The organism is Moraxella oblonga NBRC 102422 (assembly GCF_001598275.1).
Lineage (GTDB): Bacteria > Pseudomonadota > Gammaproteobacteria > Pseudomonadales > Moraxellaceae > Moraxella > Moraxella oblonga.
Window position 1 is genome coordinate 1 of record NZ_BCYQ01000050.1, and the last position, 14,112, is coordinate 14,112.

General features: G+C 40.6%; 10 protein-coding genes and 1 pseudogene. 8 read left to right on the top strand and 3 right to left on the bottom strand.

Annotation, left to right across the window (positions count from 1 at the left end; all coding sequences use genetic code 11):
* Positions 1-182: 182 nt before the first annotated feature.
* The 3 genes from MOB01S_RS10855 to MOB01S_RS10865 all read left to right on the top strand — a co-directional run bounded on the left by MOB01S_RS10855 (position 183) and on the right by MOB01S_RS10865 (position 6,148).
* The gene (locus MOB01S_RS10855) at positions 183-1,115 is read left to right on the top strand and encodes an alpha/beta hydrolase (RefSeq protein WP_218016098.1); all 933 of its coding nucleotides are present in this window, start codon (positions 183-185) and stop codon (positions 1,113-1,115) included.
* A 131-nt stretch (positions 1,116-1,246) separates the two neighbouring features.
* On the top strand, positions 1,247-4,606 hold the full coding sequence (locus tag MOB01S_RS10860) for an Eco57I restriction-modification methylase domain-containing protein (RefSeq protein ID WP_066805259.1): 3,360 nt from the start codon (positions 1,247-1,249) through the stop codon (positions 4,604-4,606).
* A 183-nt stretch (positions 4,607-4,789) separates the two neighbouring features.
* A complete protein-coding gene (locus tag MOB01S_RS10865; RefSeq protein ID WP_066805262.1) occupies positions 4,790-6,148 on the top strand; it encodes an NtaA/DmoA family FMN-dependent monooxygenase in 1,359 nt (452 codons plus the stop codon).
* Positions 6,149-6,357: 209 nt separating this feature from the next.
* On the opposite strand, the pseudogene MOB01S_RS12200 reads toward MOB01S_RS10865, so the two are convergent.
* Together MOB01S_RS12200 and MOB01S_RS10875 are read right to left on the bottom strand one after the other, a co-directional pair.
* Positions 6,358-6,889: pseudogene (locus MOB01S_RS12200) on the bottom strand (IS1595 family transposase).
* A gap of 50 nt (positions 6,890-6,939) precedes the next feature.
* Positions 6,940-7,956, bottom strand: a complete 1,017-nt coding sequence (locus MOB01S_RS10875; RefSeq protein WP_066805269.1) for an NAD(P)H-dependent flavin oxidoreductase — start codon at positions 7,954-7,956, stop codon at positions 6,940-6,942.
* A 157-nt stretch (positions 7,957-8,113) separates the two neighbouring features.
* Between MOB01S_RS10875 and MOB01S_RS10880 the strand changes: the two genes are divergently transcribed.
* Both MOB01S_RS10880 and MOB01S_RS10885 read left to right on the top strand, forming a co-directional pair.
* Positions 8,114-8,584 (top strand): MliC family protein, encoded by a 471-nt coding sequence (locus tag MOB01S_RS10880; protein ID WP_066805271.1) that lies wholly within the window; start codon positions 8,114-8,116, stop codon positions 8,582-8,584.
* Between the two features lie 95 nt (positions 8,585-8,679).
* Positions 8,680-9,123: a DUF2799 domain-containing protein gene (locus tag MOB01S_RS10885; protein ID WP_066805272.1), complete on the top strand. Its 444-nt coding sequence runs from the start codon at positions 8,680-8,682 to the stop codon at positions 9,121-9,123.
* 5 nt (positions 9,124-9,128) lie between these two features.
* On the opposite strand, the gene MOB01S_RS10890 is transcribed toward MOB01S_RS10885, so the two are convergent.
* Complete coding sequence (locus tag MOB01S_RS10890) at positions 9,129-9,695, bottom strand: hypothetical protein (protein WP_066805274.1); 567 nt, start codon at positions 9,693-9,695, stop codon at positions 9,129-9,131.
* Positions 9,696-9,773: 78 nt separating this feature from the next.
* Between MOB01S_RS10890 and aroE the strand changes: the two genes are divergently transcribed.
* The 3 genes from aroE to MOB01S_RS10905 all read left to right on the top strand — a co-directional run bounded on the left by aroE (position 9,774) and on the right by MOB01S_RS10905 (position 13,986).
* Positions 9,774-10,610 carry a shikimate dehydrogenase gene (aroE, locus tag MOB01S_RS10895; protein ID WP_066805276.1) on the top strand — a complete coding sequence of 279 codons (837 nt, stop codon included), beginning with the start codon at positions 9,774-9,776 and terminating at the stop codon, positions 10,608-10,610.
* A gap of 104 nt (positions 10,611-10,714) precedes the next feature.
* Positions 10,715-11,944, top strand: coding sequence for an alanine racemase (alr, locus tag MOB01S_RS10900; protein ID WP_245640040.1), 1,230 nt, complete (start codon positions 10,715-10,717; stop codon positions 11,942-11,944).
* 221 nt (positions 11,945-12,165) lie between these two features.
* A complete protein-coding gene (locus MOB01S_RS10905) occupies positions 12,166-13,986 on the top strand; it encodes an acyl-CoA dehydrogenase C-terminal domain-containing protein (protein ID WP_066805281.1) in 1,821 nt (606 codons plus the stop codon).
* Positions 13,987-14,112 lie beyond the last annotated feature (126 nt).

Here is a 14,112-nt window from a genome sequence, read left to right on the forward strand (position 1 = left end):
CGGTTAGTATAAAACACCGTTTGGAGACATTCAAGCGGTGTTTTTTTTGTGAATAAATCTTTTGGGTAGTCTAAAAAAACATATTTTTCATTTATAAAAACCAACTTCCAAAAAATCGCCATTCTATTATCAATTTTAAAATTTTATAATACGCTCATTGTAGTCCATTCAATGAGCGTAATATGATGAAAACAATTCTAAAATCAACAGCCCTTGCGTTGGCGTTATCTTTATCTTTTGGCAATGTGGCAGTCGCCAAAACCCCCAATCGATCCATCATCAGCCAGCCAGTAAAAGCCGCCATCAGCCAAATCAAAACCCTTGACGGCTTAACTCTGCACCTGCAAAAAGACATGCCACAAACCAAGCCCAAAGCCGTTGTTGTGATTTCACACGGCTTGGCAAGTCATTCAGGAGTGTTTGGCGAGTTTGCCAAAACAATGAACCAAAACGGCATTGCCGTGTATCGCTTTGACCATCGTGGGCACGGCAAATCAGACGGACGAGACTCAATTCACATCAAAAGCTATTTTGAAATGGTGGAGGATTTGCGTTTGGTGGTAGAAAAAGCCAAAAAAGAAAACCCAAACACGCCTGTGTTTGTGCTGGGGCATTCAATGGGCGGACACATTGCCGCACTCTACGGCACAAAATACCCACAAGGGGCGGACGGCTTTATTTTGGCGGCAGGTGTTTTGCGGTATAACCAAATGAATTTTGGGCATTTGCCACGACCAGAACCCAAAGACAGTTTTGTCAGCGGAATGGTGGCGATGACCACGCTGAATTTACCCTTTAATGGCGAGGGCTTATCGCTAGGTGGCGACCCGTTGATGTTAGACAAATTCTCCGTTTCATTCCCCAACAGTTTTAAAGAAGGCATACAGTATCTAAAAGACAATGACGATAAATTCACCGCCCCTGTGCTTTTGATTAGCGGTAACAAAGATTTGTTTGTCGTACCCAAAGATGCCATTGATTTTTATAACGAAACCAACTCGTTAGATAAAAGTTTGATTTTATATCCCAATTTTGGGCATTTATTGATGTTGGAAAACGGTGGACAAAAGATTAATGATGATGTGGCAGAGTGGATTGGGGAGCGAGCAAAATAAGCTGATAAAAAACACCGTTTTTGGGGAAACGGTGTTTTTTTTTATTTTGTGGGTAGTTTGAAAGGTGGATTTTTGGACTTAAAAATGTTAAAATTTTAAAATTTTTTCAAATACCGTTGAGTAATGCGTCTATGCAAATCTTTGATTTAAATACAAATAAGCTCATTTCTAATTTTAATAATCGCATCTTTAATAATGAATCTGATGTACAAATTCAATTTTATACTGCGATTGTCAATCCAATCATTTCAAACCTGAACCAAAATTCTACGGTTAATTATTCTTTTAATAACGAACATCGTTTTTTACAAGGTGGTAGGGCTGATGCAGTATTTGAAAATTTGGCTTTTGAAATTAAAAAATTAGGTTATTTTGATACCCAAAAAGGTATTAATGAAGCCTTGTTTGGTAGAAATGATAAAGATAATGGTCTTTACGAATATATTTTTGAATTAGCCAATATTGAAAAAACAGATAGTGATGAAATAAAAATTAAAAAAATTACCCATCAGGTTGGCATTGGTTTTGATGGTAAACAATTTATTTTTGCTCGTTTTGCCACTTCTCACAATAATCAAATTATCAAAATAAAAAAAGGAAGTCTTGCCAATCAAGCGTTTAATTTAACCTTAAATTTTACCTATGAAATTTTTGATATGGAGTCTGGCATTGAACGCTTAAAAATTCTCATTCGCCAAAGAGAAAAGTTGGCTTTAAGTAAAGAAACTTTATTACAATTTATCAATCCAAATCAGCCAAATATTCGCAATGGTGTTAATACGATTTATAAAAGTTTAATGAGTAACTTTGATAGTACCAATCCCAGCAATCGTGTGATTACTTTGTATAATGAATGGGATAGGGTTTTTGGTGTTCTGTACGGCGAAGAAAATGAGCAAACTGATTTTACAGACTATATTAAACCCTTAAAAGATTTGTATCAAATTAATGATAGTCAATATCCCAATTTGGATATGAAAAAATATTTGTTTTCATTGCAAACCTATTTTAATATTTTAATCAAACTACTCATTAATAACTTTTTAAAACAGTTAATTAATCCAGAATTTGAAATGCAGTCAGCATTAAAAAAATCTGTTTTAAAAGACTTGTTTGAAGGGAAAGACGAAAAACAACAAAATATTATTGCTAACTTTTTTGAAATTCATTTTTATGAATGGTTTGTTTATACTGAAAAATTTGACATCTCCGTTATTCATTATGCAATTGAAATCATTAATAATTTTGAAATGTCGTCATTTCAATTAAAACCTGAAACAATGCAAGATATTTTGCAAGAAGTTTATATGGGTTTAATTCCCAAAGAAATGCGTCATTTGATGGGTGAGTATTTTACGCCTGATTGGGCAGTAGAATTTGTATTATCCAATGTAGATTATAATGGCAATATCGATGAACGAATTTGCGACCCAACTTGTGGTAGCGGTGCATTTTTATTACAAAGTATTAAAAAGATTGCAGAACAAAATCCTTTAAGTGATTTAAATGGTTTAAATAAAATTACCAGTAATGTGGTGGGATTTGATATTAATCCAATTTCTGCAATTTCCGCCAAAGCCAATTATATTTTGGCATTATTGTCTAATTTTAAAGGAAATAAAGACGATTTAATTAATCAATCCATTCATATTCCTATTTATATTAGCGATTCTGTTTTAACACCTGTTGTTTATTCTGAACAAAATCAAAATAAATTGGTCATAAAAACACATTTGGGTGAATTTGTTTTGCCTAAATTTAATTGTCAAAAAACCGCCAATCAATTTTTGGATATTTTAGGCGAAAATGTATTGCGAGCGGAAATATCAGGATTTGGTACCGCAAAAAATCTATTTCAATCAATGTTGACAAATCAATTGGGTTTAACTTGTGAAAATGATTTGGCAATTTCTTTGGTGTTATTTGAACAACTTTGCGAATTGCATTCGGCAGGAAAAAATTCATTTTGGGGTAAAATTTTTAAAAACAGTTTTGCTCCAATTATGATTAATCAAAAATTTGATTATGTTGTTGGTAATCCGCCTTGGATTAGTTGGAAATCTATGAGCAAAACTTATCGTGAAGGCACGCTAGATGTTTGGCAAAGTTATGGTATTTTTGAAAAAAGTGCTTATGATAAAAAAACAACCCACGATGATTTTGCAATGGCAGTAACTTATGTGGCTGTGGATTATTATCTTAAAGATAATGGAAAATTGGGATTTTTATTGCCTGCGTCCTTTATCAAATCATCAAAAGGTGGACAAGGATTTAGAAAATTTAAGATTGTAAGAAATGGGCAAGATGTGCCATTTTCTGTATATCGTTTAGATGATTTTTCAGAGATTGAATTATTTACTATTAATACAATGGCGATATTTATGCAAAAAAATATTGCAATGCAATATCCGATGAAAAATTATCATCAATGGCAATATTTGACAAGAAAAATTAAATTTGACAGTCATCAAAAGTGGCATAATGTTAAACAGGTATTGGGACATAAAAAATTGACCGCTTTTCCTGTTTCTAATAATGACATTCAGTCATCTTGGATAACATTAGATGAGCACTATCTTGAATTAAGTAAGAGAATTTTAATGCCAAATAACCAAAAGCCAAATTATAAGGGCAGAAAAGGCATTGAACCTGCGGGGGCAAAAGGGGTGTATATTTTGGAAAAACCCATCAATCAAAATGGCAAAGCCAAAATTACCAATGATATTAGCAGACAACGCAGAAAAGATATTTTGGATAAGGGGTCGCATACTAGCATTGTTGAACCTGATTTGATTTATCCGATGCTTGGCGGTCGCAATATACAGCGTTGGCGAGTGATGAACCACGAGTATATGCTCGTACCACATACCGCTCAACATAAATATGGCATTCCTGAAATTGAATTAATGCAAGATTATCCATTAACTCATAAATGGCTTGAATTTTATAGAAAAGAATTATTTGATAGCCGAGTTCAAAATGGTAAGTTTTTTGACCCAGAAAAAAATCCATTTTACCGCTTGGATAATGTAGGGGAATATACTTATAGCCCTTACAAAGTATTATGGAAAGAACAAACAGGCAGTATGTCAGCAGTAGTTGTTGGAAATGCCCAAGAAAGTCTTATGGATTATGATATTGGTTTATTGGGTAAAGATAAAATCATTGTTACTGACTCAAAAGTGTTATTTTTGGCATTGGATAATGAATGGGAAGCCTATTATATTGGTGGTATTTTAAATGCCCCGACCATTCGTCATATTATTGACAGTTATGCGGTTAGTACTAATCGGGGTACAGAAGTTTTGGAGTATTTAAATATCCCAAAATTTGATAAAACCATAAAACTTCATAATGATATTGCTCAGTTATCAAAAACCATTCATCAATATTGCAAAAATTTAACCACAACAAATGATTGGCATAAAGATAAAACTTTATTGGCATACGAAAAAGAATTAGATGTTTTAATTATTGCATTATTTGAATGATAGCAACCAACACCGTTTATAGAAAATGTAAGCGGTGTTTTTTATTGAAATTTTGTAAAATTATTTTCAGGCAGCCTGAAAACCCACCTTTCCAAATCCAAAACCCATCTTCCCAATAATCGCCATTCAATTCCCAATTTCAAAACCTTATAATACGCCCATAAACTTAAATTGGAGAACAAAATGACTGATTATCTTGATAATTCCAACAAAAAAATCAAATTAGCTCTGCAACTCGTCTCTGGCTATGGTGGCGAATTTCAATCGTGGCGACTTGCCGATAGCAACGAGCGAGCCTATACCGACATTGATTTTTATGTCCAAATGGCAAAAACGGCAGAAAAGGGCAAAATCCACACCCTGTTTATTGCCGACACGCCGTCCTTTGGTGGGGCTGGCGGTGGTACGGACATTGCTACGCGTTCGCCTGCTTTTCCGCTTGAACCAATGGTAATGCTCTCTGCCGTTGCCTACGCCACGCAAAAAATCGGAATGGTGGCAACTTTTTCAACCACTTACAACCTGCCTTATAACCTTGCCCGACAATTGAAGACGCTGGATACTTTATCCAAAGGGCGTATGGGCTGGAATGCCGTTACCACAGGCACGCCTTTGACCGCTTACAATTTTGGCGATAAACCCTTGCCCGACACCACAACTCGCTACGAAATGGCACACGAAATGGTGGAAGCGGTGCAAACGCTGTGGGGGACTTTTGGCGAAAATGCCTACATCACCGACAAAGTGTCAGGACAATTTGCCGATATGAGCCAGATTAAACCCGCCAATTACCAAGGCAAGCATTATCAGGTCAAAGGGGCATTACCGATTCCTGCCACACCACAAGGACAACCGCCCATTTTTCAGGCAGGCCCAAGCCCAGAAGGCATTGAGCTGGCAGGGCGATTTGCCAGTGGCGTGTATGCCAACCCCTTTACGATTGAAGAAGCGAAAGCCTATCGCAATGTATTAAAACAAAGTGCCATTGCTCACGGTCGCAATCCTAATGAAATCAATATGTTTAGCGGATTTATGTTTACCATTGGCGACAGTTATGAAGAAGCGCTCGCTCGCCGTATGCAGCTCCTTGATTTTATGAGTGATGAGGAATTTAATGGGCAAATTCGCTATTTATCGGCAATGATTGGGGTGGATTTGACAGGGCGAGATGTGAATGAACCATTGCCAGAATATCTACAAAATCAGGCAAGCCCACACCCCCACGACCCGCGTTCGCCAAGAGCGGTGGAACTGATTCAGCGTGGAATGTCGCCCAAAGAAGTGCTGGCAAATGGTGTGATTAACTATCACCCTGTGGTGGTGGGCACGGCAAGCGATGTGGCGGATTTTATGGAAGAATGGTTTAAGGCAGGGGCAACGGACGGCTTTTCTCTTGCCCCTGATAGCCAAAAAGGGGTAAGCGATTTTGTGGAAAAAGTCGTGCCGATTTTGCAAGAGCGAGGCATTTATCATCTTGATTATGAAGGAGATACTTTAAGGGAGCATTTGGGGGTGGGTTATCAGTATGGGTTGAGAAAATAAAGGGCAAAAAAAACACCGCTTGGGGAAATTCAAGTGGTGTTTTTTTATCTAAATTTTGCAAAATAGCTTTTCAGGCTGGCTGAACATATAGATTTAATTTGTATTTGTAGAATTAACTCATTTGTCTCCCTGTATAGATAAAATCCATTAAATCAACGAACTCTTGAATTTCGGACTTTGATATATTTGAAGGGCTGTGGTAGATAATCCTAAACTCCACACCATTTTCTAAGCACTTTAAGCTGATTAGATGGTGTCCCATAGTGAAACCTAAACTTGCATTCTTTGATGAAAAGATGAAAGTTTTTTTGTTTCAATGCCGTTTTAGCAAGCACTCTTTTGGTTTGTCGCTTGAATAGGTGTGTAAACAAATACTGTCTGGTTTGACTTTACTTTTGATGATGGGTATTAGGGTGTTTTGTTTGGTGTCTTTGACCACCACCACAAACACCTTGCCATCACGCTTTAACAAACCAAACACAGCCCTACTGGCTCCACGCTGTACCCACCAAAATAGCTTTCATCAAACTCTATTTCGCCATCAAATTCAATTTTAGCTTCAAAATCAAGATGATGTTCTATTACAAATCTAATTTGATGGTAAAATAAAGCAGATGAATTGTGCTGAATATGAAGCAAATCACTTGCTGTTCTATCGGCAACTTGTGCCACAAAAAATCCAAGCAGTTTGAACTGGGCTTGTTTGCTTGGTTTACAATGGATTATTTCACAAACTAGCATGGCACACTCACATGGTACAGTTGCCAATCTGGTTTGGCTCTTTTTTATCATCAAGCCAACCGTTGTATCAACTCGCTCATACTTTCATCACGGCAATGCTCCACGCCCATGCCTGCCCACAGCGACATAAAGTCGGTGTTTTGGTGGCTTGCCCCATAAGCTCGCAGAGGTTTGGTCATGGCGTTTAGTGTGGGATAAATTGGTAAATTGTCATTATCCACATGGGCAAAACGCTCCATATAACCTGTAATCACACCCCTTGCCCATTTGCCAGAATACAGACGAGTCAGGTGGGTATCATTACCTGTGGCATTAAGCAGTTTTTGTTTCCAAAGGGGGCTGATGGGTGATTCGTGCGTGGTCAAAAAAGCTGTTCCCACCGCCACCAAATCCGCCCCACCATCAAGTATTGTTTTTACATTTTCACGACTGGCGATGCCTCCTGCGCCGATGAGTGGGATATAGCTGGCATTTTTGGCAAGTTTTAAAAGAGTTAGCGTATCTAACTTCTCATCATTTTGGCTAAGCCAACCTCCTTGATGACCGCCTGCCTCCATGCCTTGCACCACCACAGCATCAGCACCGATTGCTTGCCATGCCAGCACTTCCGCCACACTATTTGCCGTACCAATAACAAGCGTGTCAACAGCGTGCAAAGCGTGTACTTGCTCGCTTGTCAAAATCCCAAAGGTAAAACTCGCCACAGGCACAGGGTTGGTAAGCAGTACAGCAAATTGTTCATCAAAGGCATGAGCAGGTTTATCATCAAGTTTTGGGCTAACACCAAGCTCATCATAGAGCTTGACAAGCCACTGGGGCATGGGGTCGGTGTACCGCTCGGTGAGCGTTTTGTCCAAAATCATGAGGTTGATGTTAAAGGCTTTATCCGTGCCTGTCTTGATTTTGGCAATCTCATCATGGATTTGGGTAGGAGACATCATGCCTGCCCCAAGCGAGCCTAGCACGCCAAGCTCACACGCCTTGATTACAAAATCAGCATTGCTCGCCCCTGCCATCGGAGCTTGGATAATGGGGGTGTTTAGGTTTAAATGGGCTTGCAATTTCATCATCATTCCTTATAGATTTGCGTGATTGTGTGTTTATTGTATCAAAATACGTTAAGGGTTTTGACATTTTTTGTACGATTGTAACGGTAAATTGTTACAATTGATTGACAAATTTTAGGTATAATAATCCAAAATTTCTCACTTTATGGAGTTGCCCATGAAAAAACTACTCATCGCCACAGGCATTGTTTCTGCCCTAGCCATGACAGGTTGTGCTACCACCGCCCATACCCCAGCAGATGACCACGCTCACGAATATGGACATCAGCACACTCATGAGTACGAACACAATCATGACTATCATAGCAAACCCAAACATCACAAAGAAGGTGATTCATTTACCGCCACTTATGAATGTGGTGCAGGTGCCAAAGTTACTGCCTTGTATGACCCAGAAGCAGAAAGTAGCATACTAACCATCACTGCCCCCAAACTTAACCTAAACAACGCCGAAATCACCGCACAACTTGCTCCATCTGGTTCGGGTATGCGTTTTGTCAGCCATGTAAGTAGCGACACCAGCTATGATTGGCACACCAAAGGCACGTTTGGTATGTTAGAAGTTACCATCAATGGTAAGGCTCACACCTTAGAGTGCTATGGTTCAATTCCTATGCACGACCACTAATCTAAAATTTAAAAAACGCATCTAAATGGTGCGTTTTTTTATGATATTTAGTTTAAAAAATGCTAAAATGGCTTTTATTTTAACGCTCATTTGCCATGAAAAAAATTACCTTAACATTTGTAGGGATATTATCATTTACCCTACTGTCAGGCTGTGCTACCACCAAAACACTCAACCAAGCCGACTGTGCCAACGCCAACTGGCAAAAAGTTGGTGTGGAAGATGGCAAACTTGGGGCAAGCAGTCAAGCCATTTTACGCCATGCCAAAACTTGCCAAAACCTTGCCACGCCAAACCGTGAATTGTGGGAAAAAGGTCGCCAAGAAGGTCTTAAATCCTACTGCACCACCAAAAACGCCTACGACATTGGACGCATGGGCTATACCTTGTCAGCCGTGTGTGATGATAGCAATCTTGCCAATTTGCACCACGCCAACATGATGGGATTGCAACAATACGAGATGAGTCAACGTATCAACCACCTAAATCGTGGCTTTGGCTATTATGAGCCATTTGTGCCATTCACATGGTGGTGGTAAGTTGGTTATTTTTTAACCACCAAGCGACACAAATAATCCCGACAACGTGCCAACAACAACGACTCATCTTCAAAAGTTGGCACCTCTTCGTCCAGCATATTTTGCAAGAGCCATCGCCCATCATCACCATACAAAGCGGTGATGACTTGGTAGGCTTTTTGGGCGTATTTTTGGCTAGTTTGTTTGGTTTTTTCATCATCTTTGGTATGGGCAAAATACCATGCCAACTCAAAACTCTCTTTGGATTCTACCACATATAGTGTCGGTTCATATGCCGAAACGAAGCTGTATTTATTTGCCATGTTGCCATAAAAATCTAGCGTATCAGTCTGGGTGGCACTATGACCAACAAGCCCTTTTAACATCTCAAAATCTGGCTTACTCATCTGGGCGTGCCTCTCCCACTCGCTCACATCATAGCTGACGGGGTGATATACTTTGGGGGTAGAAGGGGCTTCTACTGTCTTTGGGTCAGATTGAAGCAACCACATAAATCCCACCGCCACGATGATAAGAGCGATGACGTAAGGGTATCTTTTGGGTTTTGGTTTGATAAAAAGTGGGCGATTCATGACAAGGTGCGTAAAAATTTGTTAAAATGACTATTGTACTCAAAAATCGTGAATTTGACAGTTTTATTTTAAGGAAAAATCATGCGTCATTGTGTTGTGATAGGCAATCCCATTGCTCATTCTAAAAGTCCCATCATTCATCACGAATTTGCCCGTCAATTGGGGCTTGATGTGTGCTATGCTCGCCAATTTTGTCCCAATGATGTAGAAAGTTTTAAGGCGGTGGTAGACGCATTTTTTCATGGGGGTGGCGTGGGAGCAAATGTGACTCTACCCTTTAAAGAAACGGCGTTTGAGCTTTGCCAAAGTACAGGGGAGCTGTCCGACTTTGCCCGCACCGCAGGAGCGGTCAACACCCTTGCCATAAAGGACGGCAAACTCTATGGTGACAACACAGACGGTCGGGGCTTGGTGGCGGATTTGCTCACCAAAGGGGTGAGTTTAAACGGTAAAAACATCGCCATACTTGGGGCGGGCGGAGCAACTCGGGGGGCGATTTTACCGCTTTTACAAGCAGGAGTAAACAGCATCGCCATTTTTAACCGCACCCTAGCCAAAGCACAAAATCTGGTGGATATATTCACCCCATTTACCACCAATCAGCACGTCTTTGCCGAGTCGTTGACTGCCCAAGAGTTGACAGGATATTTTGATGTCATCATCAACGCCACAAGTGCAGGCACGACAGGGCAAACGGTGGGTTTTGACAACGCAGACATCACCACCGATGTCGCCTATGACATGATGTATGGCAAACAGACGGAATTTTTAAGCCATTTTAGCCACTTTGCCACCACCCATGACGGCATGGGTATGCTCATTCATCAGGCTCTGCTCTCTTTTGAGCTGTGGCATGGGGCGGACATCAGTCGGGTGGATTTGGCGTTGGTGAAAAATGCGTTGTTGGCAAATTAATCCCCACAAAAAAAGATTGCATTTTACCAAAATGCCCAATAAAATAACATTACTCAAACTATGGCAAGGTTTTGGTAATATTTTGAGTAATTTTACATAAGGAAATCATCATGCGTCATTCATTTGCACCACTGGCACTTACGTTGGCACTCTTGGCAATCTACCCCGCCCATTCTGCTCCTCCACTCCAAAAATTCGACAGCTACGACATCAGCCAGAGCAAAACCGCCAATGCGTGGGTGGAGATTGATGTTAAAACCTTTGAAAACAACATCAAACAACTCCAAGCCAAACTCTCCGACCAAACCAAAATCTGTGCGGTGATGAAAGCGGACGCTTATGGCAACGGCATTGATTTACTCATGCCAAGCATCATCAAGTTGGATGTGCCTTGTATCGGTATCGCCAGTAACGATGAAGCCAAAATCGCTCGTTTGCATGGCTATAAAGGGGTCATTAGCCGAGTACGCACGGCAAGTCCTGATGAGATTGAGCAGGGCTTGGTGTACAATATTGAGGAGTTGATTGGTGATTTGGATCATGCCAAAGTGGTGAATGAGATTGCCAAAAAACATGGCAAAGTCATTGATTATCACTTAGCACTCAATGCAGGAGGCATGAACCGCAACGGACTAGAAATGAGTAGCGAAACGGGCAAACAAGATGCCTTGAACATCGTACGTCTATCACACATTGATCTTGTGGGTATCATGACGCATTATGCACTAGAAGATGAAACTTTTGTGCGTGAAGCACTCGCCAAATTCAAAGAACAAAGCGACTGGCTTATCAAAACCGCCAAACTTGACCGCAAAGAAATCACTTTGCACACCGCCAACTCCTTTGCCACCATCACCGTCCCAGAGTCTCACCTTGATATGGTAAGACCAGGAGGTATTATTTATGGTGATACCATCGCTACTACGCCTGCTTATGAACCCATCATGACTTTTAAATCAAGAGTGGCGTCGGTCAATGAATACTTGGCTGGCACAAAAGTTGGCTATGACGGTACATTTACCCTAACCAAAGATTCTAGATTGGCAAATCTGCCCTTTGGCTATTCGGACGGTTATCGCCGTGTTTTTACCAATAAAGGTTATGTACTCATCAATGGTCATCGTGTGCCTGTGGTTGGCAAAGTCTCTATGAATACAACCATGGTGGACATTACTGATTTTCCTGACATCAAAGCAGGCGATGAGGTGGTGATTTATGGTTCACAAGGCAACGCCAAAATTACTCAAAGCGAGATTGAAGACATCAACGGAGCGTTGCTGGCTGACCTATATACCATTTGGGGTACGTCAAATCCAAGATTTATCAAGCCTTGATGAATTGTCATTAATCACAGCACTTTCAATATCTGGTAGACTAATAATACTCATCATTCTCACCGTATCATGTGTGCGGTGGGAATTTTTATAACTAATTTTTATAAAATAATTCTCAAATCATGAAAAATAATTATTGATTATGAAAATTCCTACCCCTTTTCCAAAAAAATAAGGTATAGTAGAATCATCTTTTGACTAGCAATACAAACGGAGTGTTTATGCTAACCTACAAAGCCCCCCTGCGAGACATCAAATTTTTGATGAATGAAGTTTTTGATTTCCCCAAGCATTATGCAGGACTAGACTGTGGTAAAAATGCTGACCCTGAGACGGTGGATATGATTTTGGAAGGTTTTGCCGAATTTTCCAAAGACGTGCTTGCCCCCCTTTACCAGTCTGGCGATGCCGAAGGTTGTCATTTCAAAGATGGTGAAGTTACCACGCCAAAGGGCTTTAAGGAGGCGTATCAAGCCTTCGTTGAGGGTGCTTGGCAAAGTCTATCCTACCCTGAACAATACGGTGGCATGGCTCTGCCCACGTCCCTAAATCTCATCAAAGCAGAGATGATGGGTACTGCAAACTGGCCATTTTCTATGTATCCAGGACTGACCACAGGGGCGATTAATACCATTATGCAATACGGCTCTACCGAGCAAAAAGATACTTATTTACCCAAACTAGTAAGCGGTGAATGGAGTGGTACAATGTGTCTGACCGAAGCAGGCTGTGGTACCGATTTGGGACAAATGAAAACATCTGCCAAACCTAGCGATGATGGCAGTTATCTCATTAATGGCACTAAGATTTTTATTAGTGCAGGTGAGCATGATTTGACCGAAAATATCATTCATATCGTGTTGGCTCGTTTGCCCAATGCACCTGTTGGCACAAAAGGCATTTCTTTGTTCATTGTTCCTAAGTTTTTGGTAAATGCTGACGGCACAGTAGGTGAGCGTAATGGTGTAAGCTGTGGTTCTATTGAGCATAAGATGGGTATCAATTCATCAGCGACCTGTGTGATGAATTTTGACAATGCCAAAGGCTTTCTCATTGGTGAAGCCAACAAAGGCTTAAAAGCCATGTTCACCTACATGAATACCGCTCGTATTGGCACAGGCATTCAAGGTCTATCGCACATGGAACTGGCTTTCCAAAACTCTCTACCATACGCCAAAGAACGCCGTTCAATGCGCGCCCAATCAGGTGTAAAAGAGCCAGATAAGCCAGCCGACGCCATCATTCACCATGCCGATGTCCGCCGTCTATTACTCACCCAAAAAGCATTTAGCGAAGGGGCAAGAAGCATGATTTATCATACTGCTCGCTATGCCGATAAACTGTACGAAGCGGTGGGCAAGGGAGACCAAGAGGCGATTGAGCATTGGGATGATAAAATGGGCTTTTTTACCCCCATCATCAAAGGCTTTTTGACCGAGCTTAGCCTAGAATCTGCCAAAAATGCCCAACAAGTCTTTGGCGGACATGGTTACATCAAAGAATGGGGCATGGAACTCATCGCCCGAGACGCTCGCATTAGCACTCTGTATGAAGGTACGACAGGTGTACAAGCCCTTGACTTACTGGGTCGTAAGGTGCTATTACAAGGCAAAGGTAAAGTGGTGCGTGATTATACCACAGGTATCATGAAATGGTGTGGCGACTATGCCCTAGACAAAGAGATGCGTAAATATGTCTGGGCATTGACCAAGCTGTGTGCCGAGTGGAATGTTCTAACAGGTCGTATTGCCCTAACTGCTTTGCGTAAAAACCGAGATGTGGTCTCATCAGCATCCGAAGATTATCTTATGTACTCAGGCTATGTGATGATGGCATATCATTGGGCGAGAATGGCAGCGATTGCTTATGACAAGATGAAAAATGGCGGGCAGCAGCCTTACGAGTTTTATCTTGCCAAAATACAAACGGCAGAATTCTATTTTGATAAAATTCTACCACGCACCAATGGACTTGCTGACTCTATGACTGCATCGCCTGAGGTGATGACTGACATGAAAATTGAGCATTTTATCATTGACTGATAGATTGATGATAACCAAAACCGCTACTATTAAGTGGCGGTTTTTTGTGAGTATGTCATTGATGGTTTTTTATGATATGATTTTAGACTGATGTTGTATACTAACTAAACTTCAAAATTGTTATAG